Source organism: Shewanella piezotolerans WP3 (genome assembly GCF_000014885.1).
Classification (GTDB): Bacteria; Pseudomonadota; Gammaproteobacteria; order Enterobacterales; family Shewanellaceae; genus Shewanella; species Shewanella piezotolerans.
Window position 1 is genome coordinate 5,166,415 of sequence record NC_011566.1, and the last position, 24,287, is coordinate 5,190,701.

The 24,287-nt window shown below is 45.3% G+C and carries 21 protein-coding genes; 7 read left to right on the top strand and 14 right to left on the bottom strand.

The features are described from left to right. The first annotated feature begins 628 nt into the window (after positions 1-628). From SWP_RS21870 to SWP_RS21895, 6 genes are all read left to right on the top strand, one after another. Complete coding sequence (locus SWP_RS21870) at positions 629-1,402, top strand: electron transfer flavoprotein FixA (RefSeq protein ID WP_020914886.1); 774 nt, start codon at positions 629-631, stop codon at positions 1,400-1,402. Positions 1,403-1,412: 10 nt separating this feature from the next. Beyond that, positions 1,413-2,357 (top strand): FAD-binding protein, encoded by a 945-nt coding sequence (locus SWP_RS21875; protein WP_228371091.1) that lies wholly within the window; start codon positions 1,413-1,415, stop codon positions 2,355-2,357. Between the two features lie 74 nt (positions 2,358-2,431). Further along, entirely contained in the window at positions 2,432-3,721 is a 1,290-nt protein-coding gene (gene fixC / locus SWP_RS21880; protein WP_020914888.1) for an FAD-dependent oxidoreductase FixC, read from the top strand. Then, complete coding sequence (locus SWP_RS21885) at positions 3,718-4,005, top strand: ferredoxin family protein (RefSeq protein WP_044556179.1); 288 nt, start codon at positions 3,718-3,720, stop codon at positions 4,003-4,005. Before fixC ends, SWP_RS21885 begins: the two co-directional genes overlap by 4 nt. Positions 4,006-4,270: 265 nt before the next feature. After that, complete coding sequence (locus SWP_RS21890; protein WP_044556180.1) at positions 4,271-5,611, top strand: MFS transporter; 1,341 nt, start codon at positions 4,271-4,273, stop codon at positions 5,609-5,611. A gap of 200 nt (positions 5,612-5,811) precedes the next feature. Next, the gene (locus SWP_RS21895) at positions 5,812-6,951 is read left to right on the top strand and encodes a hypothetical protein (protein WP_044556181.1); all 1,140 of its coding nucleotides are present in this window, start codon (positions 5,812-5,814) and stop codon (positions 6,949-6,951) included. A 346-nt stretch (positions 6,952-7,297) separates the two neighbouring features. On the opposite strand, the gene SWP_RS21900 is transcribed toward SWP_RS21895, so the two are convergent. From SWP_RS21900 to SWP_RS21950, 11 genes are all read right to left on the bottom strand, one after another. Next, positions 7,298-7,948, bottom strand: a complete 651-nt coding sequence (locus SWP_RS21900; RefSeq protein WP_020914893.1) for a hypothetical protein — start codon at positions 7,946-7,948, stop codon at positions 7,298-7,300. Between the two features lie 120 nt (positions 7,949-8,068). Continuing rightward, positions 8,069-9,403, bottom strand: a complete 1,335-nt coding sequence (locus SWP_RS21905) for a tetratricopeptide repeat protein (RefSeq protein ID WP_020914894.1) — start codon at positions 9,401-9,403, stop codon at positions 8,069-8,071. After that, positions 9,403-10,035: a hypothetical protein gene (locus SWP_RS21910; protein ID WP_044556182.1), complete on the bottom strand. Its 633-nt coding sequence runs from the start codon at positions 10,033-10,035 to the stop codon at positions 9,403-9,405. The genes SWP_RS21905 and SWP_RS21910 overlap by 1 nt, the downstream gene beginning before the upstream one ends. Positions 10,036-10,037: 2 nt before the next feature. Continuing rightward, positions 10,038-10,445 carry an ExbD/TolR family protein gene (locus tag SWP_RS21915; RefSeq protein WP_020914897.1) on the bottom strand — a complete coding sequence of 136 codons (408 nt, stop codon included), beginning with the start codon at positions 10,443-10,445 and terminating at the stop codon, positions 10,038-10,040. Continuing rightward, positions 10,427-10,831: a MotA/TolQ/ExbB proton channel family protein gene (locus SWP_RS23240; protein WP_020914898.1), complete on the bottom strand. Its 405-nt coding sequence runs from the start codon at positions 10,829-10,831 to the stop codon at positions 10,427-10,429. The genes SWP_RS21915 and SWP_RS23240 overlap by 19 nt, the downstream gene beginning before the upstream one ends. Next, positions 10,828-12,066, bottom strand: a complete 1,239-nt coding sequence (locus SWP_RS23135) for a MotA/TolQ/ExbB proton channel family protein (RefSeq protein ID WP_020914899.1) — start codon at positions 12,064-12,066, stop codon at positions 10,828-10,830. The genes SWP_RS23240 and SWP_RS23135 overlap by 4 nt, the downstream gene beginning before the upstream one ends. Then, entirely contained in the window at positions 12,063-12,827 is a 765-nt protein-coding gene (locus SWP_RS21930; RefSeq protein WP_020914900.1) for a DUF3450 family protein, read from the bottom strand. The genes SWP_RS23135 and SWP_RS21930 overlap by 4 nt, the downstream gene beginning before the upstream one ends. Then, positions 12,824-14,488, bottom strand: a complete 1,665-nt coding sequence (locus tag SWP_RS21935; protein WP_020914901.1) for an ABC transporter ATP-binding protein/permease — start codon at positions 14,486-14,488, stop codon at positions 12,824-12,826. The genes SWP_RS21930 and SWP_RS21935 overlap by 4 nt, the downstream gene beginning before the upstream one ends. A gap of 48 nt (positions 14,489-14,536) precedes the next feature. Next, positions 14,537-17,359 (bottom strand): M16 family metallopeptidase, encoded by a 2,823-nt coding sequence (locus SWP_RS21940; RefSeq protein ID WP_044556183.1) that lies wholly within the window; start codon positions 17,357-17,359, stop codon positions 14,537-14,539. 80 nt (positions 17,360-17,439) lie between these two features. After that, positions 17,440-19,881, bottom strand: coding sequence for a TonB-dependent receptor domain-containing protein (locus tag SWP_RS21945; protein ID WP_079891973.1), 2,442 nt, complete (start codon positions 19,879-19,881; stop codon positions 17,440-17,442). Between the two features lie 253 nt (positions 19,882-20,134). Further along, positions 20,135-20,443: a hypothetical protein gene (locus SWP_RS21950; protein WP_228371092.1), complete on the bottom strand. Its 309-nt coding sequence runs from the start codon at positions 20,441-20,443 to the stop codon at positions 20,135-20,137. A 381-nt stretch (positions 20,444-20,824) separates the two neighbouring features. Here SWP_RS21950 and SWP_RS21955 point away from each other — a divergent pair, with 381 nt between their 5' ends. Then, entirely contained in the window at positions 20,825-21,757 is a 933-nt protein-coding gene (locus SWP_RS21955) for a YeiH family protein (protein WP_020914905.1), read from the top strand. 14 nt (positions 21,758-21,771) lie between these two features. Here SWP_RS21955 and SWP_RS24290 read toward each other — a convergent pair whose 3' ends face one another. The 3 genes from SWP_RS24290 to SWP_RS21965 form a co-directional block, all read right to left on the bottom strand. Further along, positions 21,772-21,921, bottom strand: coding sequence for a hypothetical protein (locus tag SWP_RS24290; RefSeq protein ID WP_020914906.1), 150 nt, complete (start codon positions 21,919-21,921; stop codon positions 21,772-21,774). A 116-nt stretch (positions 21,922-22,037) separates the two neighbouring features. Beyond that, entirely contained in the window at positions 22,038-22,751 is a 714-nt protein-coding gene (locus SWP_RS21960) for a DJ-1/PfpI family protein (protein WP_020914907.1), read from the bottom strand. A gap of 177 nt (positions 22,752-22,928) precedes the next feature. After that, on the bottom strand, positions 22,929-24,113 hold the full coding sequence (locus SWP_RS21965; RefSeq protein WP_020914908.1) for a cyclic di-GMP phosphodiesterase: 1,185 nt from the start codon (positions 24,111-24,113) through the stop codon (positions 22,929-22,931). Positions 24,114-24,287 lie beyond the last annotated feature (174 nt).

Consider the following 24,287-nt stretch of genomic DNA (forward strand, 5'->3'; position numbering starts at 1 on the left):
TAAAAAGCTATACAACCAAGCAAGCACTAATAAAGAAAAAAACAATGGGCGTTAATATAAAAACATTAAAAACAACAACTTAATTAGTGCAACCAAAACATCCCAATAAAAAAAACATCTAAACAACTGAATGTAATCCGATATGAAAAATACTAAAACTTCAAATAACTATAATTCTAATAAGTATATTAGAATAACTTAAGCACCTTTTCTAAGCTTAGCTAATAACTTTATTAGACCGACTCCCCCTTGCATTAGCCAAGCTAATAGGACTATTAACTATACTTAAAAACACATTTATTAAACTATATTAGAGTAACTAATACAGCTGTTAGAAAGACTAAAATCTATCCATTAATAAGTGTGACGAACATAACATTAGCATTTTGAATAATCGCAATATAATTATTCCAACTTACAACACGACAATAAAAAACACTTAAAACCTAATAACAATCTCGACCAAACCAAGCACCTATAGATAAGTAGGTCGAGTAGATACAATTAATAATGAGCACCTTCAATTGGTAATGTATTAAAACAAATATATAGCTAGTTTTATTATGATGACTCATCTACATATTCACTATTAGGTTTATAAGTATTTAGTATTTTAACGGGAGAAATAATGAAAATTATTACGTGTTACAAACTAGTGCCTGAAGAGCAAGATATCGCAGTAACTGCTGATGGCAATTTAGATACCCACAAGGCAGCACCTAAAATTAATCCATTTGACCTATGCGCGGTAGAAGCAGGTGTTCAGGTTAAAGGTTTTGTAGATAGTAGCAATATCACCGCAATGAGTGTCGGCGGTAGAGCACTAGATAACCCTAAAGCACGTAAAGATATTCTTTCACGTGGTCCTGATGATTTAACAGTCGTTGTCGATGAGAGGTTCGAACAACTATTACCACATCAAACGGCAAGAATATTAATGGCTGCAGCACAAAATATCGGTTTTGACCTAATCATCTGTGGTGATGGTTCTGGCGACCTATATGCGCAGCAAGTTGGTTTACAGCTAGGAGAACTACTAAGTGTCCCCAGTATCAATGCAGTAAGCAAAATTATAGCAGCTGAACCAAGTAAATTGACGGTGGAACGCTCACTAGACGATGAAGTAGAAGTGCTAGAAATTCCCCTTCCAGCAGTTATCTCTGTGTCAGCCGATATCAATGAACCTACCATTCCGTCGATGAAAACAATTCTCGCCGCAGCAAAAAAACCAGTGACTAATCTAGCAGCTGCAGATCTTGAGCTTGCAGAGCAACCAGCATTAGTTGAACTCATTTCAGTTATCGCACCGAAACAAAAGGCGCGACAGAATATTGTTATCGATGGTGATGACGAGCAGCAGATCGCTGAGTTCGCAGAACACTTACGTAAAGCACTTAACTAATTAAGGATAAATGATGAGCAAACTATCTAATATTTGGGTATTTAGCGATATCGCTTCCCGTTTACCTGAAGTGATCGCTGCTGGTGTAGCGTTAGGCGAAAAAGTATCAGCATTTGTAGTTGGAACAGAATCAGACATCGACGCAGCATTCTCTCTTGGTGCGACTCATGTGTACTACTTAGGCGATAAAGTAAGCCAAAGAATCACTGAAGATTACAGCACCTCTATGGCTCAGGTTATTGCCGCTAATAGCGAAAATAGCCTAATGCTATTAGCCCCCACTAAGCGCGGTAAAGCGCTTGCCAGTAAGTTAGGAGCGCAATTAACTGCAGGCGTTGTTAACGACGCTATTGAAATCAATCTTGAAGATGGCATACGTGCTAAGCACATGGCATATGGCGGCTTGGCTGTGGCCGAAGAAAAGATTAACAGCCAAGTCGCTATTATCACCTTAAGCAGTGGTATCTATGAAGCACCTGTTGCAGACGCTAGTCACACAGGTGAGGCCATAAATGTGGCCTTTGTAGAGCCTGCCTCAGCCATTAAATGCGTAGAGCGCCGTGCTAAACAAGGTCAAAGTGTTGATCTTGGTAAAGCAAAGCGCGTGATTGGTGTAGGTAGCGGTATTGGTAGTAAAGAAAACCTACAAATTGCAGATGAACTCAGTGGTTTGATGGGAGCGGAACTAGGTTGTTCTCGTCCAATTGCTGAAACTGAAAAGTGGATGGAACGTGAGCGCTATATCGGTGTGTCAGGAGTGATGCTCAAGCCAGAAATTTACTTTGCTTTAGGTATTTCAGGCCAAATTCAGCATATGGTTGGCGCGTTAGATTCGCAGACTATTTTTGCAGTGAACAAAGATAAGAATGCGCCGATTTTCCAATATGTGGATTACGGCATTGTTGGCGATATCAATAAAGTCATGCCAGCTCTTATTCATGCTTTAAAAGCCTAAATAAAATTTCCAATCGCCTCAAACCTTAATTGAGCATGAGGCGACAAGTCAAACATTTGTAGAGAGTGACGAATATGTCAGAAGAATCATTTGACGCTATTATCGTAGGAGCAGGACTGGCAGGTTGTATTGCAGCTTACGTTCTCGCCAAAGAAGGTGCAGACGTTCTAGTTATTGAGCGAGGCAACTACGCAGGAAGCAAGAACATGACCGGTGGTCGTCTATATAGCCATAGCCTTGAAAGAATTATTCCAGGTTTTGCTAAAGAAGCACCAATAGAAAGGAAAGTGACCAAGGAAAAGGTAACTTTTTTAACCGACGATACAGGTGTCACTCTCGACTATCACAACGGTCGAAAACAAACTGCAGTGGAAGAGTCCTACACACTGCTAAGAGGTGAATTCGATCAATGGTTAATGGATAAAGCCGAAGAGGTTGGCGCCCAATTTATTAGCGGTATCCGTGTTGATGAAGTTTTAACCCGAGACGGAAAAGTCATTGGTGTTAAAGCTGATGGTGATGAACTGGCCGCAAAATCAGTCATTCTAGCCGAAGGCGTGAACCCGGTACTCGGTGAACAGCTCGGTATGGTTCAGCGATTAAAAGCTGACGCTATGGCTGTTGGAGCAAAAGAGTTAATTGAACTACCTCAACAGATTATTCAAGATCGTTTTAATCTAAATGATAATGAAGGTTGCGCTTGGCTATTTGCCGGCTCACCCGCTAACGGTTTAATGGGTGGTGGTTTCATCTATACCAATAAAAGCTCTGTTTCACTTGGTATTGTTTGTGGACTACACGATATAGGTAACTCAAGCAAAACTGTGCCACAAATGCTCGAAGACTTTAAGAACCACGCAATGATACAGCCACTAATAGAAGGCGGAAAACTCATTGAATACTCAGGCCATGTTGTACCTGAAGCAGGGATCAATATGGTACCTAAGCTAGTTGATGACGGCGTACTTATTGCTGGTGATGCAGCAGGGTTCTGCTTAAACATTGGTTACACAGTCCGCGGTATGGATCTAGCAATAGCCTCTGGTGAAGCTGCTGCCAAAGCAATATTAATGGCACGTGAAAAAAATGACTTTAGTGCTCAAGGTCTATCTTCCTATCAAACATTACTAGAAGATAGCTTCATTATGAAAGATCTCAAGCTATACAAAGATCTACCAGAATTTATGGAAAACCCTCGCATCTTTAATCAATACCCAAAGATGGTAGCCGACATAATGCAAAATATGTTCACCGTTGATGGCAGTCCATCTCAACCGATCAGAAAAACGCTAATGAAACACTGTAAAGAAGTGGGCTACATGAATCTAATCAAAGATGGAATTAAAGGAGTGACCTCAATATGAGTAAAGCAGTTAATGTTGATGTGAAACTAAGTGCTAATAAATTTCATGTTGACGAAGGTCATGCACATATTATCTTAAAAAATAATCCAGATATAAAAGAATTTCGAAAGTTAATTAATGCATGTCCTGCTGGACTTTATAAACTAGAAGATGATGGAAGTATAAGGTTTGATTCTGCAGGGTGTTTAGAATGCGGAACTTGTAAATTCTTATGCGGTGAAACAATTTTGGAAAAGTGGGAATATCCACGTGGAACTTTTGGAATTGAATATAGATACGGATAACACCTTTTCTTAATCACCATAATAATAAAAGGGCTGAATATATACCGCAGCCCTATTAGCGTGCCTTATTGAAAATATTTGTTGCTACTTCACAAATATAAAACCTTTATTAAAAAAAGTAGTAAAACACTATTCACATCACCGTTTAAATATTTTTACAGAGTAATATCCGTTATAAGTTTATAAAACATACAAATGGAGATTAACTCCATGAATATAAAAATCATAAAACTATATTTCAATTTTTTATTTGGTGGTAAGTCGCATGAAACCAAGAACTAATTTCGACGATATGGAGTTTACTCCATTACACAGAAAAATAATGCTGTGGGGAAGTGGGGGTCCTTTTTTAGATGGTTATGTTCTGGTTATCATTGGCCTAGCGTTACAACAACTCACCCCAACACTAGAGCTAGACGCTCAATGGATAGGGTTAGTGGGAGCCGCAACCTTAGCAGGTTTATTTATTGGTACAGCACTGTTCGGTTATGTCGCAGACATATTCGGTCGCAAGCTAATGTTCATGATAGATATCATTGCCATTGCAGTACTTTCTTTTGCCACTATGTTTATATCCTCTCCTATCGAACTGGTGATCCTACGCTTTTTAATCGGGATAGTAATCGGAGCCGATTATCCTATCGCCACCTCTATGGTAGCTGAGTTCTCACCAACTAAAAAGCGCGCTTACACTATGGGGTTTATTGCCGCTATGTGGTACGTCGGTGCAACTGCAGCCAATATGGTGGGTTACCTCCTTTATGATGTACAAGATGGCTGGCGCTGGATGTTTGGTAGCGCTATTATCCCTTGCTTAGTCATTCTGCTCGGTCGTTTTCATCTGCCTGAGTCACCCCGATGGTTATTAAAAAAGGGAAGAGTAAAAGAGTGCCAAGAAACAATGGAAAAGTTTTTTGGCCCTAATGTTGATATCGCTTTTGAAGCTGCAGAAAAAACCAAATACAGTAAGCTTTTTGAACCGGTTTACTTAAAACGCATCTTATTCATAGGCATCATCTGGACCTGCCAAGTCATCCCTATGTTTGCCATTTATACCTTTGGACCGCAGATTATTGAGCTACTTGGTTTTACTGACGGTAAAGACGCAGCGCTCGGTAATATTGTAATTAGCCTATTTTTCATGGCTGGCTGCATTCCTGCAATGTACTGGCTCAACTCTATAGGTCGTCGGCCCTTGCTGATCGGAAGTTTCGGAATAATGACCGCCTCCTTAGCACTATTAGGAGTAGTACCAGATCCCAGCATTTGGTTAATAATTGGAGCATTCGCAACTTACGCTTTCTTCTCCGGCGGCCCAGGTATATTACAGTGGTTATACCCTAATGAATTGTTCCCAACAGAGATCCGCGCATCAGCTGTGGGTGCGGTAATGTCATTTAGCCGAATCGGTACCATTGTCTCTACCTATGCATTACCTATATTTATGGCCAATTATGGAATATCACCAACTTTATTAATTGGTGCTGCGATCTCATTATTTGGATTAGTCATATCAGTATTTATGGCTCCTGAAACTAAGGACCTAACATTAGAAACCACGAGTTCTGCCAAATTTCAAAGCAAAGGAGTTGCAACAAATAGTTAATGTAAATCCTGGTGTTAATTATACGAATCAATTAACACCAATTAATTTTGTTAAAAATGTCACCTATAAAATTCTGGGAATACTTTAAATACTAAAAGAGGAACCATTAATTAAAGAAAGAAACAGGTTAACACCAACTAATAACCAAGTGTCGACAACAAACAAAACGTTAATAAAAATTAAGAATTCATTGGGATAATATGTTCATGAAATCAATTAAGACTTTTTATATATCACTTCTTACGAGTGCAATAACACTTTGCAGCTTCAATGCGATTGCAGTCGAACAAGAGGAGGACGGTATTAATATCCATGGTGGTGTACGTGTCAACTATGCCTACAAAGATTATAGCGAGAGCTCAAAAGACAAGGGTGGTGATTTCACTTTTGACATGGTCTCATTAAGGTTTGATGGTAAACATGGTAACTGGGGCCTAAAATCTGATTATCGTTTCACCGCTAACACTAATTATATCAAGTTCGGCTACGGCTTTTACGACTTCGACCCTGACTGGCAGTTACAATTTGGTATAAACAAGGTGCCATTTGGTAACCTAGGATATATTTCAAATAGTTATTGGTTTGGACTACCTTACTATCTTGGTTTCGAAGACGATCATGACATTGGTGTTAAGGCTGTTTACGAACATAATGGCTGGCAAACCGATATGGCATTTTATAAAGGTGCTGAATACGGTCCAACCGAAAACAAACGCTATGCTGCTGACTTATACAGCGGCACGATCAATGGCACCGAATACAACAATGAGGAATCCAACCAAGTTAACCTTCGCCAAGCCTACACCATGGAGCACCAAGGTGGCTCAACGACTGTTGGAGCCTCAATAGAAGCTGGTCAAATCTATAACTCAAAAACAGGTAATAATGGTGATAGATACGCATTTGCAGCACATTTAGATAGCACATTTAATGGCTGGAACCTACAGCTACAAGCAATGCAATACGAGTTCGATGCTGCCGATAGTGCAGACGATAATAAAATAGGTATCTCAGTGGTTAGTTGGCAATTTGAGGTCGCATCGAAAGGCCAAGTCTATAGTGCCAATATAGCTAAAACTCTCGCAACGGATTGGGGCAGTATCAAGTTCTACAATGACTTCGGTTTAATGACACCAGATGTTGATGATGATAGCTACGATAATAGTATGCAGAACGTATTAGGTGCTGCTATTAGTGCAGGTCCAACATACACCCAGATAGACTTTATTATGGGTAAGAATATGACTTTCTCAACTGCTAACAACGATCATATCGGTTTACCTGAAGTCGGTGATGATTGGGACAAACGCTTCAACATCAGCCTAGCCTACTATTTCTAAGGCTCGCAATATACTAATTGGTGGGGCTCTCATTTTATATTACATCACTCTTAAAAATGTAGACTTAACCACATCACCTGTAGCCTTCATGTATATGAGGGCTTTTTTTACAGCATCATAAAGATCTGAAATATAAACATTAACCCTTAAGTTATACAAATCACGTCTTACACTTACAAATATTCAATTCAACGTAACTCTTTTTTGGGAAAACACTGCTTACGGGGTTTAATTTACTGTACACAGCTTGAACTCTCTTCGAACGTTTAGGCTCTTTTAACCACGTCACAAGTATATTATATTGTCATGGCTGACATAATTTACTGCCATTAGACGCCGATACATTTTAATTAATTGGAAATATGCATTGAGAAAAACACGACCTCTGTTGCTCTATTGATAACAGATTTTGGGCTTCGATTTCCTTGAAACATTTGTCAGCACATTCATCATCACGTTTTGAATTCCAGTTTGGATCTTGGTGGACTGCCTTGTTAACTCCCTCATGACTAATATAAACTTCCATACTTTTCAACCCATTAGAGTCGTAGCGAAAAAGGGGATCCCCAAGTTTGGAATCACTCCTCTTAACTAAATTGTTATCAACGTAATTCAATGAGACTTCACGCCCCAGCCCTTGATCATCCAAAACCCTAATCACGTTTCCAGCGTCGTCATACACAATAATGATTTCACTGCCGTCATCCCTCCTTATGTATAGCCTATTAAATTCTAAAGATTCGGCCCCATTTTTTGATAGTGCTTCAACAACCTTTAAAATTCGAATCTCTTTTAATGCTTCTAGTTCTACCTTTAACTTCTTTTCACTGCCAACGACTACAGCAGAATCATTCTTTATGTAAATTACACCGTCCTTTGCCAGCAATTGCTGCCCATTTTCATAGAATGTCAGGGTTTCTTCTGCATCATTTTCTACTGCGATGGCAAAGCTATAGGGGGATGTGAACATTAAGGTTATAGCAAGCAGTAATCTCATACGGGGTCTCCAGAATATAGTGACCGAGTGGCCAGCTATCGTGTTTTAACTAATCGGAATAAGTGCTCTTTCAGCAGCTAATGGCGGGGTTAGGCATCGACTAAACCCTGGTAAAAACTATCAACCTTGGCTCTGTACCATTCGAGTGACTAACGCTAAATTGTCGCGTAATTGCAGATCATTAGGCGCTTGCTTCACCGCTTGGCGTAACAATTGCTGGGCACGGTGATATGCCTGCTGTTCAAGTAACAACTGAGCATGGCGCTGCAGCGCTTCTAATCTAACCGATGATAATGCCGCTGCGCGGCGATAGAGGGTTTCGGCCTGCACCAATTCGTTCGTCTCATAGCGCTTAGCTAAGGCTATCAATGCAGGACCATTAAGCGGATCGAGGCGCAGGGCCTTGTTGAGAAGCCCAACCTGTTTACTCTGCGAACGCTGTGAGTTGTTATCAGTCAACAGCAGTGCTTGGCTGGTCAGTCCGTGGCTACGTTGACTTGCACTCAAAGACGCGTTGCTTAAAAGCGAGATCAACAGCGCTTCAGCCTGCTGCGGTTGTTGCTGACCAATCAGGTAATCCGCCACTTCGAGCAGACGCTGCTGACGCCCGTCAATACCGCTTTCCAATAGCTGCTGTAAATGGGGCTGCGCTAAGGTGTAATAACCTTGGTCAAAGTACAATTGCGTCAATTGCCATTGCACCGCGTCATCGGGCTGTAACTGCTGCGCTATCTCTAAACTTGCTATTGCTTGTTCCCACAACTGTTGTTGCTGCGCTAAGCTAGCCCGTAGCCGATGTAACTGCGCATCCTCAGGACTGGCTGCCAGTAATTGTTCGGTCAGCGAGTTCGCTAGCGCGCTGTCGCCAGCTGCCATTGCGGCGTGTAGTAGCCCACGCTGCCATTGCCGGTTGTCTCCTGCTAGCATTAATGCATGGCTGTAAGCTGCTTTGGCGGCTTGTGGCTGCTGAGTTTGCAAGTAGCCGTAACCTAACATGGCGTAGATTTGTGCTGGCGCCCCTTGGCTGGCAGCTTGGCGCAGGTGCGAGCGAGCGCCATCATAATCCCCTTGCTGAGTTAACAGTAGCCCTAGCGATTCGTGAGCTCGGGTGAAGTGCGGCAACAAGACGATGGCGTGACGAAATGAAGCTAGCGCGGCTGCCATCTGCTCTTGCTGCTGTTGCAGCTGCGCGAGTGAGAACCATAACGCCGCACTTGGGCTGCGTACCAGCTGCAAATTCAACTCTGCGATAGCATCGTCTTGCCGTTGTTGCTTCACTAAACCAACAACGTCATTAAGCAGTAGATACTCTTCTTGGGTGATCTTCGGTTCACGTTGCTGATAAGCAATCGAGCTAAAGTCGAACTGTAGTTCACCGCCATCCCAGTGGAAATCTTCGGCAGCCTCACTAAAAAGGACCGTCAGACAACATGTTACTAAAATCAAATATTTCATTAAGATACCTTTAGAGGCCAAAGAAATTCGGCTTTAACTTTGCTGCTTTCTCGCCGTGGGGAACTAAAGCGCGCTTGATTGACAATTTGTTGTGCCAATAGTGCTAACTCTGGATATTCGGCCAACTCAACATTCACCAGCTCCACCTTGCCACTCTCGTGGATAATGACATGTAACTGCAACAGGGCTTCACGCACGCCCTGCTGACGTAGCGGCTTCGGTAAGCGCACTGAAATTGGCGTCAACAAGCGCGGCATCTCGTCCAATTCATCTAAACTAAACGTGGTGATAGCGGTCATTAACGCCTCGGTATCGAAACGAATAGACTCTACTAGCGGTGCATTACTCAGCGCACTAGGCTCGCTTAACTCAGGCAAGGGGACATCTAACAAGGTCACCTCGAGTTGCACCTGCGCTGCGGCCGCTGACAGCTGCAGATCCACCGCGGTATTTTGCTGCAGCCTAGGCTGACTGGGTGGCGGTGGTGGCACAGGTAAAGCAACCGTCGTCAGTTGCCGTATCTGCAATGCTTGCTGTGGTGGCGGTGACGCGCTCTGCAGATGCAGCAAACACCACAATCCCATCAATAGCACAAGCGCCGTGGCACTGTTGATCCCCCAACGTAATAACATCGCTAAGACCCCGACTTAGTGGCAACGCTGACCTGAGAAAAACCTGCCAATTTGCACAAGTCCACCAGCTGTATTAGTGCTTCGGTCAGGCTATGTTTGTCTGCTTGTACAATCACCGCACTGCGGCCTTTGCGCATCTGCTGTTTAAGCATAGGTGTGACTCCCGCCATCCCAATTTGCATACCGCCATGCCAGACTTCCCCTTCTGCACTCAGGGCAATGAGCACTGCTTGCTGCTGTGCATCGCCTTGGCTGATGCTGGCTGGGCGATCGACCTCAATGCCAGTATCTTGCACGAAGACTGCTGACACGATGAAGAAGATCAGTAGAATAAACACCACATCCAGCAGTGGACCAATGTCGATAGTTAGGTTTTGCTCACCACTGTCGGTTATTGAATGTCGATGCATGCAGCCTCCAGTGAGCCGCGCTCACAACGGCGCTGACACAGCATCAACAGGAGTAATGCGGGTAAAGCTGTTGTGAGTCCGAGTTGAGTCGTTAGTAATGCCTCAGCAATACCGCCGGTCAGTACTTGCTGATCGTCACTGGCTAGACCGCTAAAACTGTTCAATAGGCCCGAAACAGTCCCTAATAGCCCAAGTAATGGCAGTACCGTGATCCAGCCAGCCAATTGCCGGCAACGCAGCAAACATAGAGTCAGTTGAGTGGCGGAATTGGGCTGGCCAAGAAACAACTGCTGCAATAGATCAGATACCTGCCAGTAGATGGCAAGTGCCAGCAAGCTGATCAACCCCAGAATCACCCCATTAACCGATAATAAGATCTCGATCATAGCGCCTCCCGATTAACTCGACTCAACTCAGCCAGTAACACAGTATCGGCTTCCAGTTGCGCCAGATAGGCTTGGTGGCGACGATTAATATAGGCGTGTAACAGCAATGTCGGCACCGCCACAACTAAACCTAACTCGGTCGTTACTAGCGCCTCAGAGATCCCACCAGCCAGCATATTTTGATCTTGATTACCAAATAGGTTCATCATCTCAAAAGTGTGGATCATGCCGCTAACGGTACCTAACAACCCCAGCAGAGGTGCCACAGCAGCTGTTGCCGCTAACATCACCATTTTACTGTCCAGTTGAGATTTCCATTGCAGTAATTGATGGTGCAGCTTGTCAGCCAACGCTTCATGTGGCCAATGACGATGGCTATTGGCCAGCTCAAACAACTGTTGTTGCCAACCGCCACTATCTGGCTGTTCACCGTCCAGTGCACGCTGCGCGAGTTGCGGTTGCAGCTTGGTCATTCGGGTTAGTGCGAAGAGTTTTATCAGTGCCACCAGCAGGGCCAATCCGCCCAGAATGACAATCGGATACACCCAGATCCCGCCGCGATCTAGCTTTGCCAACCAGCCACCTTTATTAGCAGCAATGCGAATGGCTTTGTCTTGGCTAATGTCTACAGGCATCGCCAGTGGATCACTCAGTATCTGCGGCGACGGCATAATTAGCGCCGCTGGGCTGGCTAGAGTATCCACAATAAAACCTTGCCCCTCACCATTAACAAACCAGCTCAACGGCCCGAGTGTGAGCTGCGTACCTTTAACCATGCGACCATCTAATGCCACGACTTCCGCTTTTTGCCAAGCTGGGTTCGTGGCCTGTTTCAGCGCCGTTAAACGACGACTAAACTGCAGCGGGTCATTCACATCAATGCCGCTACCCAAGTACCGTGCTAACAGGTTTTCAACATAGCGACTCTGCTGCTGCCATTGACTCAAACGCTGCTGTAGGCTTTGCAGTGACATAAACTGCTCATCCTTAGCGCGAGTACGCCCCGTCAATTGCTGACGCAGAACAATTAGCTGACTTTCCAGCTGCTGCAATTGCTGTAGCTGCGGTTTTCGCTGCTGCAATAATTGCTCTGTAACCTGTTGATGCCGCTGCTGAGCGTGTGCCAGCCTCTGTTCAAATTGCATACTTATCTGGGCAATGCTTGGGGCTGCATTTCCCCATAGGGGCGCTACCAGCATCACTAAGCTAAGACCTAACATTTTCACCCGTCTCATGGCTGAACCTCCGCAACAGCAGCTAACGGTAAGCTGATAAACTCAACGGACTGCTGCCCTTGGTAGATTGCAAAAGCATGGTTGATCTGCGCCTTATATTGCGGTGCACTGTGCCATTGCCACAGGCCATCGGTGGCATAACCAACCCCGACACCTTTGCCATCAGGCAAGCGGTAATAGCCTTGCGCTAAGCCGATAAACAGTTGCTCTGCCCGCCAGTTTTCCGCTTCGTGAACGATAGTCCCCTGATGTAGGCTGATACTGGCGTTAAATTCTTCTAGCCGCGACAAAATAGCAATCAACGCGCCATAGCGCACACTCAAGCCTAATTGCAGATCGGCTAATTGCTGCGACTCTGCCTGCAAGCCTTGCTGTAACGGGTGCGGGAGCTGCAGCCATAAAGAGTTAACAAGTTGTAACCCCTGCTCCAATTGCTGCAAATATTGCTCGCTGCGCTGCTCTTGCTGTGCCTGCGAATTGAGTAACGCGATACGCTGTTCAGCGACTTCACTCTGCTGCAGCTGCTGCCGCTCAAGGGCGTTGGTCAGCGCCTTATGCTCCTGCTGATAAAGCGCTAAGAGGCGCTTATTATCCGCCAGCGATTGTTGCGCCTCTATTTGCAAGGCCGCCGTTGCGCGCTCGACTTGCAGCTGCTGCGACATCAAACGGTCCAGCTTGGCCAACTCAGGCGTTTCGGCCTGAACAACGCCAAACCATAACCAGGTTAAAGTTAAAGATATTCGTAATAGCAACGGCTTCACTGCGTGACTCCAAAACGACCCAGATCAAGGTGACGTTCAAACAGAGGTTTAAGAGCTAATTGATGCGACACCATCATCAAGCTGGTTTGTGGCAGTTGCTGCTTAACCATCTCAAGTAACTGCTTAGCCCCCATTTGATCTAGACTACTGGTTGCTTCATCTAAGATCAGGGTGTCAGGCTTAGCCAGCAAAGCACGAGCGATACTCAACCGCTGTTGCTCGCCACCGGATAGACGTTGCTGCCATTCACATTGATGCTCAAGACTATCGAGCAAATTGTCTAAACCAACCAGTGCTAACGCTCGGGTTAACTCAGCATCTTGATAGCACTGCTCACTCGGATAACTCAAGCAACCACGTAAGGTTCCTGCAGGCAAATAGGGCTTTTGCGGCATCAACATCGTCTGGCCTTCAGCTTGTTGAAACTGACCTTGATAAAATGGCCAGATCCCCGCGAGTGTGCGTAATAAGGTCGACTTACCTAAGCCACTCACTCCCGAGATGAATAACTGTGAATGCGGGGGTAAACTTAGCTCTACTTTGTTTAGCAACGGCTTACCTTCTGGGGTAAACAGATCAAGGTCTTGGCAATCCAGCTGTGGTTGCTTATTTGGCTCTGGCAGTAGTGGCTGGTTTTCCATTGCCTCAACAAACTGGCCAATACGCACCACCGTTGCCGACCAACGAGTTAGGTCATCATAGCTATGTACAAACCAGCTAAAACCGGAGTACACCTTCATAAAGGCCATTCGCACCTGAAATAGCCCGCCTAGGGTAATGATCTCGGCAAGCAATGCCGGAATACCGGCGAACAATGGCACCATCTTGGCTGTTTGATGATAACTGTTCACCACCAGCCCTAAGTTTTTACGCCGGGTCATCAACAAACCCCAGTTGCTGACGATGCCAGTGAAGCTGCGTTTAAGCTGCTGCAACTCATTTGCCTCACCTTTAAATAGCGCGATCTGCTCGGCTTTATCACGTTTGCGCAGCAAGCTGGCACGAAAATCGGCTTCTTTACTTTGCTGCTGATAGTTCAAGCCGTGCAACTTGTAGCCGAACAACTGAGTAATACCTGTGCCTACAATTGCGTAGATCAGTGCCACCCAGAACAAGTAACCAGCGACTTGGATCATCTCGCCATTCCAAGGGATAGAAAGGTTACCTGAAAGCTGCCACAGCACCGAACTAAAGGCGATCAGTACCGCCGTCGAACGGATAGCACCAATAAACAGCTCAACGCTATCGCTGGTGAGCAAGCGGGCATCTTCTGCAATGCGCTGATCAGGGTTATCAGGCTCTTCGCCCAAGGTCATACGGTAGTAGGTACCGTTAGCAAACCAACGATCAAGCAGACGTTCGGTCATCCATTTACGCCAGCGGATCTGCACCAGTTGCGACAACCAGTCGGCATAGACCAGCAACAACACGATGACCGCCACCAAGCCACAAAAATCAATCAGCAGTGGGTAGATAGCATCCACTTTGAGTTCGGCTAAGGCATCGTAGAACTCGCGGTTCCACTCGTTCAGCCATACCGTGATCTCAACCATGGTTAGGCTTGCACCGACTGACATCACTAGCAACACCCAAGAGAACCAGTTCGCTTTATCGAACCAGTAGGGCGCAGCTAAACGCCAAAACTGTTTTAACAGATCCATAAAAAAATTTGCCCCGCTAATGACCGGGGCCCTCTATATCACTTTGAGTTAGCTTTTACTGTCTGGAAGCAACAGCGCGTCGATGATGTTGTCAGTATTCAGCACAACAGTCGCCATAGGCTGCAAGTCTGCTGGCGTGACCTTGTTCAACCACTTCAGGTAGTTTTCATGCAGATCGCTATAGTGATCTTCGGCGGCCATCTCAATCAGCCAACGATAGCGGTGTCGATCGTTTATCGCTTCCGGTTTAAGGCCACTTAGGAGCTGTTCGCGTATGGTGTCCACCTCCTTTTGGGTCACACCATTGGCAGCCACATCTTTAGTGATCGCTAGCGCCATCTGCTTCAGTTCTTCGGCGCGCTCTGGCTGATGTGAGTAGCTAATCATGCCGTAGGCTTGCTGACGAGCACGTTCTAGCTTGATACCAAAGCGTGGGCTGTAGACCCCACCGGCTTTTTCGCGCAGTTGCTCTCGCATCCGCAGCGACACGACCCGCGTTAACAGATAAGCCTGATACTCCGCTTCTTTGCTGTAGGGGTAGTCAACATTAAACAATACGCTAGTGATCCCTTGCGGCTCTTCTCCGGCTTCAATGAGTACCTGATGGCGACCTGAGATAAGCGGCGGCAATTTCGGTTCACTGTGGGCCTCTCCCGCTGGCAATGCACCTAGGTAGCGGCTGGCTAAATCAAGCACGCGCTCAGCCTCAATATCACCAATAACCACGAGTTGGTGCCCTGCAGCAGTGCCGAACACCCCCTTATAGGCGCTCAATAGTTGCTCCGAGGTAATGCTACGCAGTTCTGCCGCGCTTAGCGGTTGTTTTGACGGCGTATTGACGTAACGTAATAGGTCAATTTGCTTATTGAAATTGCTCGACGGACTATCTTTACGGCGCTCGATATTGCGTGCGAGAAAGGTTCGTTTCGCTTGCCAAATGGTGCTGTCCACTTGGGGGGCGGTTAACATTAGATTCAGGTTTTGCAACCACGCCTCAACAGAGTCCTGTTCAGCACTGCCAAACACGCCTTGGCGATCCAACTGAACATAAGTGATCTGACGCATATTGTGTTCAGCATTTAATGTCGATAGCGCTTCTGAATTAAAACCACCGTAGCCAAACGAGCGCAAGTTGCGAGCAGCCAAAGTCGCCGCACGACGCTCAGATTGTGGCAATTGCATAGTGCCGCCAAAACCTTGCCATTGCAGCTGTACTTGATTGACCGACTCATCGCTGTACTGGTACCAAACTTGTGCGCCGTTTGCCAAAGTCCATTTGATTACGTTACCGAAGGTTTGCCTGTCGACGACTTCAGCTGGGGCGGGGACCTTGTCAAACAGGCTCTTGGGAACCGCTTGCTGCGTAAGTGCCGCTGGTGGATTTGCAAGAGTATGCAGCCATAACTGTTCAACCTGCTCAATGCTAGGTTGGGCGACAGCATTATCTGTATTAATCTGGGCAATCACCAGTGGCGCACGCTGATTCATCGTTTGAGTGAAGTGTTTATTGATCTCTTCGATGCTAAGTTCGGCCAGTACGCGCTGAGCAACGGCATTATAATCACTCATATGCACTAGTGGTTTTTGCATACGGATCTTGTTGAATATAGCCATCATCTGACGGCTGTTCTTCGCCCCTTTCTGGCCATCTGCCATGGTACGATAACGACTCGATAACTCCTTGCGGGCGGTGTCTAAGTCGCGCTGGCTAAATCCATGAGTGGCGTAGCGACTGACTTCAGTAAATAACTCCTCCATTCCCTTTAAGTAATTGCCATCCTTGAGGATCGCCATCACGCGGTCATTACTGTAGCCCGTCGCCAAAGGCATAGCGCTTGCAACCATTCGGCTCACATAGTCACTTTCAGTCTGATACTGCACTCGTAAACGGTTATCGAACATCATCATGGCTAAACTATTCAATAGCTCTGCTTTTAAATCTGCTTCACTATAAACCTCTGCTTGCACCGCACGTAAATTCACTGATAACACTTCGGTGGTGATTTCGGCATCTTCGATTGTTTTAAACTGTAACTCTTGTGGCAGTGGCACTGTCAGATCAGGGCGAACTGGTAAGGTTTTGGCTGGCATGGCGGCAAAGTGTTTACTTAGTAGAGCTTCAACCTGCGATTTATCAATACTACCGACCACCAACATCGTCATGTTATTAGGGTGGTACCAGTCTTGATAGAATGCCTCGATGCGCTCAGCGTCGACGTTGCGCACTAGATCCATATCGCCAATGGGGTCCCGTTCGCCAAAACGACTACCTTCAAGCGTGATCTGACGGTTTGCGGTACCTAGGCGCGCCATCATATTCAGGCCACGACGCCATTCCTCTTCAACAACAGGACGCTCTTTTTCCAGTTCGGCAGGGTCAAACCTTAGCGCACTGATTTGCTCGGAGAACATAGTAAATGCTTCATCCATCATCTGTTCGCTGTTATTGGGCAAGTGCAGATAATACGAGGTGGTGTAATACTCGGTCATGGCATTGACGTCACGACCAAATACCATCCCCAGTGATTCTTGATGCTCGATGATGCCGTTTGCTGGGAACTTTTCAGTGCCGTTGAAGGCCATGTGTTCAACCAGATGGGCGATACCTTTTTGATCATCGGCTTCAACTAACGATCCAGCGTGGACAATCAACTGCATTGATACGCGATCTGCCGGTTCGGCGTTGGGTAGCACGATATATTGCATGCCGTTGGCGAGGGTGCCCTGCTGTATATCACTGCGCAGTGGTAACGGCGCAGATTGAGACGCTAATGCCGCAACAGGGGTGTCGGTCGCCACAGGCAACGGTGCATGACTGCAGCCAGCTAGAAGAGCAGTGGCGATTAGCACACTAAGAGGAAGCTTATTCATAAAAACCTTAATAATGGATAAAAGAAGCAGCGACAAGGGAGCTAGCCTCACCGCTGTCAAACAGGGAAATTGTGATGCGATTACAAACGCGCGCTTACGCTCAACCACACCTGACGGCCTTGGTTGTAGTAGTCATCGGTGAACTTGCTGTTATCCTCAATTCCCGAGGTGGAGATCTTCACTTGCTTATCGAGCAAGTTGGTCACGCTGACACTCAAGGTGAATCGCTCGTCTGCCATGGTTGGCGTCCAGCTCACTTTGGTGTCCCAAGTGACAAGGCTTTCCATTTCAGCGCTGGACATCACTGCGACCCCCGTCATCTCTCCGTCGATCTCGTGGGATTCTTGCCTCTGGAACAGTGTCAGGTTGCGACCACTTTCGTAATTAATGAAGTTGCTCCACATCACGCCGTATTGCTCCCAATTGGCATTAATGGCCAATCCTGCAGTGAAGTCACTGTTATAACTTCCGGCTTCCATTTCGGTGCGGCGCATCAACTCGCCGTCCAGCATCACCCATTCAGTGCTCGAGCCACCATTAAGATCGTTTTGGGAGTCATAGACCGAACTGGTACTGCCAGAGCCTTTAGCATCGACATAGCCAAGATCTAGGTAGCCACCGAGCTTGCCACCAAGGAATACGTAATCATCCGCATTGCTGAATCGCAGTGAATAGATGTTGCTGTCGCTTTCCATGTTGTTGTGCAGCTCGTCATAGCCAAGCTCACTGTTGTAGATGGAAGATAAGCCATCGCGTTGCTGGCGATACAGGTAACCCGCATTCATCACAACATTGCCAAACTGAAGATCGTAGTTAAGGCTAATTTCGTCTGAATATGGCGTGTCTGCCTGATTGAGATCGGTGGCTTGATACTGCTTTGTCGACTCACAGCTGTAGTCATTTGGGTCTAAGCTAACGTTATTACCATCACTCACAGCAACACAGTCTTGGCGATTAGTTTGCAAGGCACGTTTTTCAGCACTTAGCGCCCAGCCCAATAAGCTACCGCTGTAGTAACGCGATGCACCAACAGTTAGCCGGTTGGTATTATCTGTTTCAAAATCCCAGCTGCTACTTATACGAGGTGCCAATACCGTTTGATCAAATAGCTCCATGTGCTCAGCACGAAGGCCTAAGTTTACCGTCAGCTTATTCCACTCAATGGTGTCAGTAGCAAATAATGCATACTGATTAGCATCGGCTTTGTAGTCACCCGCAGCAGTCGTGGTCCACGAGTCTAGCTCTACGGTGCCATCGGCGTTGCTGTATTGGGTAAAGGTATGAAAATCTTCTTGGTAGGTGCCCTCAGCGGAGTGCAGTGTTACATCAACACCCATGCTCACTTGATGACGAATACTCCCCGTATAAAGGGCATTGAAGTCAAACACTGACTTTAATTTACTGCTGTTTTGGGTCTCATCTAAATTACCGTAGGACCCTTCTGAACCCATATCGAAGCCAGTGCGGTAATCAAAGTGAGTCTTGAAATAGTTTACATCAGCACTACGTTCATTTTTGAGCTGATCAAACGCCACGGTATTGCGCCACATCCCGGCAGCAAACTCGCGGTCTAGCTTTAAGGTATAGCCAATTCCTGAACTGCTATTTTCGTAGTCACTAAACTCATCCGTTTCATCAGTAAAGGTGTCATTTAAAAAGCGCTTATCGGTGAACTCAGAGAAGCGCAGCTCATTGCTCATCTCCCAAGCACCGAGCGTAGCTAGGTGGTTTATAAACACATTGGTGTTCGTTTGACCTTGGTCTTTACGCTCGCCGTTGTAGATCAGCGGAATGTCGGATTCTTGTAAGCTGATGCCAATGCCAAGCTTGTGGTTTTCATTGATGGCGCCACCAACAAACAAGTTATGGAAACGCTTTTGATATTGGTCCTGATAACGGCCATCTCCCCAGACTGGCGATTCAAGATCGCCGTTGTCTTCATCTAACGTCGGATCACTGTTCCAGTCACTATCAGTCATCTTAAAAGAGTATTCTGCAGTGAATTCGTCGGTAGGTTTGCGTAGCTCCGCATTGATAATACCGCCGGTAAAGCTGCCGTACTCAGCACAGACATTCCGGTCCATCACCTCAACCGACTCCAAAAGCTCGGTATCGAAGAAGTAACCTGAAGTATGGCCACCTAAACCTCCTGCCGTGTCATTAGCGCCAAAAGTTGAAATATTGTTGGTGGTGACCCCACCAATCATGTAGTTAGTTTGATGCGGACGGGCGTTAGCCAATGAAATCTCTTCTGGCGCTAGATCTCCGCCACGCACCGACCCCGTCGCGTCGTTAATCGCAATGCCGGGCTGGGTTTTTAATAGCTGTGACAGACTACTGTTGTTAACCGGTTTTACTTTTATCTGCTCACGTTCAATCAACAAGCCATCCGCTTGATCGACTGATTGAGTTTCGGTTTCAGCCAGTACGGGCAAAACATCGTTTGCAACGGCTTGTGGACCATAAAGCGCCAAACCGATACTGGCGGCTAAAAGTGAGGGGAGTATAGTGGATTTCATCATTCACCTAATGTTGGTTATTATCATTTGGCGCGGATTATTCTCTCACCAAGACGATAACGCAAATGATATTGATTCTCATTCAATTAATTGAGATCCACTTCAATTTTTTGTGAAAATTTTATTCTTTACAGTACTATTTATGTAGCCATAATGATGCAAGCTACTGTAAGTAAAAAGTGTATGCCAAGCGATATAGAAGTTTTAAGCGGAAAGTTTGTACTGATATCAGCTATATGGCTGTAGCTTGTGAATATTACTGCTGGCACTTATAAATAACAGCAACGACTTTTACCACCTCACCTTGATCAATATGGAGCCAAACAATGTGGGTGCCATTGAGTTTTTCTGCGTACTTCATCGCTTGGTTTTTAGCTTCTTGCAGCGCATGCGCTCCGCGTCCTTTACCACGCGCCATAGCAAAACTATCGCAATGGGTCACTTCAAAGTCATAGGCCTCATTAATCCGATGGTAGAACTGCTGTTCATTCGCATCTTGCTTTCCCCACCAATATGAACAACCGCTGACAAAACAACAAATAAAAATAGCTATGAATTTCAGCACTGAATAAACCCTATAGAACACTGGGAGACTTTGAAGGACAGTGTGAGCTAAGCGGCAAGTGCTACATTTCATACCGATAACGTTTCACTGTGCGGTGGAGTCTAATCAATACCAGCACACAATGTTAATGAGCTTCATTTTCTGTGAAAACCAAATGGCTTACAGTCAAATTATGTAAATAAATGAAATTTATCTGCGGCATAGAGTAAAGATGAGATGTAACGTGCACCAACGCTCTGAACAGCTGAGTGTTTATCAATCTATATTGATAAATGTAGGTTCAATTTTATTGACCATAAAAGTAAGTAGTATTTAATTTATCAAAATTAAAGTAAACGCTATACTCAGCAGCTCAATCGCTGCCGGTACCTCACTCATTTAATGTCCACCCTCAATCAGCCACGAACACAACTCACCCTTTTTATCATCATTGCTCTGCTGTGTTTGTTGCCAGTGATTTCATCGCCTATTGCACTCATTCTCGGTTTTACCCTTGCCAGTATCGGCTGGGCACCTGATCAGCGACTTCTGGCAAACTTGACCAAAAAGCTATTAGCTTTTTCTATTGTTGGATTAGGCTTTGGTATTGAGCTCGAAAATGCAATAACAGTGAGCTTAGACAACCTACCACTGATTATTGGTTCAATCATCTTCACTTTAGTATTGGGTGTGCTGCTAACTCGCTTACTGAGATTTGATCGCAAAACGGGTTACCTGATTGCATCGGGTACCGCTATTTGTGGCGGTAGTGCGATTGCAGCGGTATCGCCTGCAATCAAGGCAAACAGCGAACAAGCTGCTGTGGCCTTGGCGACGGTATTTATACTTAATTCCATCGCACTATTTTTATTCCCAGCCATTGGTCATGCATTATCCATGACACAACATGAGTTTGGCGTGTGGAGTGCTATAGCAATACACGATACATCTTCAGTCGTTGGGGCCGCTTCCGCTTATGGTAATGAAGCACTAACCACTGCCACCACCATTAAGCTCGCACGCGCCTTGTGGATTATTCCCATTGCTTTAGTCAGTGCTTTGCTTTTTAGTGGTGATAAGAAAAAAGTTACTATCCCCTACTTTATTGGCTTTTACTGCTTAACCATCGCAATTGCTTATTGGCTCCCCCAAGGAGCGCCATTTTATGAGGTCGCATTCAGTGTGTCTAAACGCTTGTTAGTGGTGTGTTTATTCTTAATTGGTGCAGGGATCACGCTGAAAAAGATGAAAGCAACGGGCGCTAAGCCGTTAGTACTTGGACTATTGTTGTGGCTGGCAATTGGCACAAGTTCACTCGCCTATATCCTCTACTAAGTTTCACTGTACCGTTAATCTTCTGCGCTATTTTGATGGCGAAGTACAATCCAAAGCAACGCACTAAAAGCTGCTAAATCGATAAGCGCTCGAGTTAAACCCGTCGTCAATAACGAAGCGCTGATAAAGATCATGCAGCAGAGTAAAATTAACCATTTGTTCATGCGCTCCTCCCAATTAGCGTGCTATGTAAAACGCAATTATTGAGGAGCTTTAATATTTCTGCCAATATCCTTTATTACTAATTAATAGCATTTTCAGATAAGGCTATACTTTTTGTTTATAAAGAAACAGCATAAGGATCGTTACTGCTGTCATCCACCCAGTGGTACTCGGTAAGCGTTTCAATGCGTCGAGCCTCAACTTCACCATGCAATGTCTTAACCCAGTACAATGCAGCGTCAGTACCGGCAGAAACACCTGAGGAGGTTAAGAACTTGCCATCATCTACCCAACGTGCTTTAGGCTGCCAATTAACGTTTTCAGCCAGCGATGTGACCCATTTATAGGCCATTTTGTTGGTGGTTGCAGTTACTCCGCTTAACTTAGTTGTTTTAGCTAATAACGCCGAGCCTGTACAGATAGAGAATACCTTTTCACTGCACTCTACCTGAGCAGCAAGCCACTGCAGCATCGGCACATTATCGACTAATGTTCGGGTACCTAGTCCACCCGGAATAAGCAACAAATCGCAATCATAAGTACTGTCCATCAATACATCTGCAACCACCCTTGGGCCCTGATAACTTTTTACAAATTCGGTGGGCCCCACCAGCTTTATCTCAACATTTGGCATATGGCCTAACATTTCAATTGGGCCGTGCAAGTCTAGGGTTTCATAGTCATCAAACACCAAAGCTAACACGCGATAACGATTGGGTTGAAATAACGCGGTTGTGGCAGTGGTGTTTGCCGCGGTTACGACTGGGAGCGTGAGCAAGCTCGACGCAACTGCAGCTGAGCCCATTTTCAAAAATTGCCGACGTTTAAGCATAAGTCACCTGTTGTAGTTCATTCTGATTTTTAGAGCAAATCATATCGACTTAATTCAGTTGATAATAAAGTAAAAATCAAATGACAGGAGTGGATCAACTAATCAAAATAACATATGAAATAGAGGTCACAAAAAAGCGCCCTACCGGCGCTTTTTAAGGCTTTCACTCGAGAAAGTTTAATAGAATGGAGTCGGATCTATCTCTAAGCTACTTGGCGAGATCCCTTTTTCAATATTAAGTTCTGACTTGAGTAGATCAACCATAGTCACTTCGGTATAAAGCTTATGTCTATTTGAATAGAAGCACTTAACCTTAGGATGTAGAGCGTCGCGATTTTTAGCTTCCCAAACGATACCGACTCGTCCATCAGATAACTCGACTAATGAGCCTACGGGATAAACCCCAACACAGCGAATAAAGTCGTAGACCAATGCCTGATCTAAATGAAATGGCGTTAAGCTCAGCAGAATTTTAAAGGCTGCGGCGGGGCTCATAGCCTCTTTGTAGCAACGGGTGGCTGTTAACGCATCGAATATATCAACAATGCAGCTCATTCGCCCATGGATAGGGATCTCATCACCCTTTAACCCGCGTGGATAACCATTACCATCAAGCTTCTCATGATGCATTAAGCTAATATCTTTGCTGACTTGTGATAAACCAGCGGTGTTACTCATGATTTCAATCGCAAAAGTTTGGTGCAACTTTACATGCTCAAACTCTTCAGCGGTTAATTTTCCTGGTTTATTTAAAATCGCACTATCGACTTTAATCTTGCCGATGTCATGTAAGATCCCACCGACAGCTAACTTTCTTAGCATATCAGTATCAAACTTCAAATAACGACCAAAGGTGACTAGCAGAAATGCAACGTTAATAGAGTGCTCTAACAGGTAGGCATCTTTTGAACGCAGAGCTGATACACACTTCAACGCATCAGCATCAAGCAGTACTGACTCAATCATATTGTCAGCAAGCGCCTCAAATGGCTCAACTTCTACCGCTTTTCCTTCAAAAGTTTCAGACAGCACTTTTTGGATGAGATCTTTTGCCTCAACCATTAATTCTTTGGCTTTCTTTTGAGTGTTTACTCGATCTGTACTGACTCTTTTTACCACTGGAGTAGGCTTCAGATTTGGCTTATTTAAACCGCAATCTGCTGATGAGCGCTCAGCATTAACCCACACGTGGGTAATACCGCTGCGAAGCAACTTTGCAATGGCTTCTTTACTGCGGATCTGCCCTGCGTTAGCAATGCTCACTTGCCCCTTGGTGTTGTCAATTGATTCGACAAACATTCCTACACCGAGCTTTGCGACCGATACTTTTATTAAGCCTTTTGATTCAACTGAATCACCCATTATCTCTTTTATCCCCGGATGATAAAACTTGCAAAGCACTACAAAAAAGCAGCGCCGTCTCTACAAACTGTTAGTTTTATGTTGCCGAATATATCTTCAGCTTATGGTTATTATTTTACGTAGAGGCAGACATTCTATTCCGAGTGAAAAAAAATCACCATAGCTAAAGCCAAC

Coding starts and splice junctions, on each gene's coding strand:
- SWP_RS21870 (WP_020914886.1), top strand. CDS start 629: ATGAAAATTATTACGTGTTACAAACTAGTGCCTGAAGAGCAAGATATC.
- SWP_RS21875 (WP_228371091.1), top strand. CDS start 1,413: ATGATGAGCAAACTATCTAATATTTGGGTATTTAGCGATATCGCTTCC.
- fixC (WP_020914888.1), top strand. CDS start 2,432: ATGTCAGAAGAATCATTTGACGCTATTATCGTAGGAGCAGGACTGGCA.
- SWP_RS21885 (WP_044556179.1), top strand. CDS start 3,718: ATGAGTAAAGCAGTTAATGTTGATGTGAAACTAAGTGCTAATAAATTT.
- SWP_RS21890 (WP_044556180.1), top strand. CDS start 4,271: ATGAAACCAAGAACTAATTTCGACGATATGGAGTTTACTCCATTACAC.
- SWP_RS21895 (WP_044556181.1), top strand. CDS start 5,812: ATGTTCATGAAATCAATTAAGACTTTTTATATATCACTTCTTACGAGT.
- SWP_RS21900 (WP_020914893.1), bottom strand. CDS start 7,948: ATGAGATTACTGCTTGCTATAACCTTAATGTTCACATCCCCCTATAGC.
- SWP_RS21905 (WP_020914894.1), bottom strand. CDS start 9,403: ATGAAATATTTGATTTTAGTAACATGTTGTCTGACGGTCCTTTTTAGT.
- SWP_RS21910 (WP_044556182.1), bottom strand. CDS start 10,035: ATGTTATTACGTTGGGGGATCAACAGTGCCACGGCGCTTGTGCTATTG.
- SWP_RS21915 (WP_020914897.1), bottom strand. CDS start 10,445: ATGCATCGACATTCAATAACCGACAGTGGTGAGCAAAACCTAACTATC.
- SWP_RS23240 (WP_020914898.1), bottom strand. CDS start 10,831: ATGATCGAGATCTTATTATCGGTTAATGGGGTGATTCTGGGGTTGATC.
- SWP_RS23135 (WP_020914899.1), bottom strand. CDS start 12,066: ATGAGACGGGTGAAAATGTTAGGTCTTAGCTTAGTGATGCTGGTAGCG.
- SWP_RS21935 (WP_020914901.1), bottom strand. CDS start 14,488: ATGGATCTGTTAAAACAGTTTTGGCGTTTAGCTGCGCCCTACTGGTTC.
- SWP_RS21940 (WP_044556183.1), bottom strand. CDS start 17,359: ATGAATAAGCTTCCTCTTAGTGTGCTAATCGCCACTGCTCTTCTAGCT.
- SWP_RS21945 (WP_079891973.1), bottom strand. CDS start 19,881: ATGATGAAATCCACTATACTCCCCTCACTTTTAGCCGCCAGTATCGGT.
- SWP_RS21955 (WP_020914905.1), top strand. CDS start 20,825: ATGTCCACCCTCAATCAGCCACGAACACAACTCACCCTTTTTATCATC.
- SWP_RS24290 (WP_020914906.1), bottom strand. CDS start 21,921: ATGAACAAATGGTTAATTTTACTCTGCTGCATGATCTTTATCAGCGCT.
- SWP_RS21960 (WP_020914907.1), bottom strand. CDS start 22,751: ATGCTTAAACGTCGGCAATTTTTGAAAATGGGCTCAGCTGCAGTTGCG.
- SWP_RS21965 (WP_020914908.1), bottom strand. CDS start 24,113: ATGGGTGATTCAGTTGAATCAAAAGGCTTAATAAAAGTATCGGTCGCA.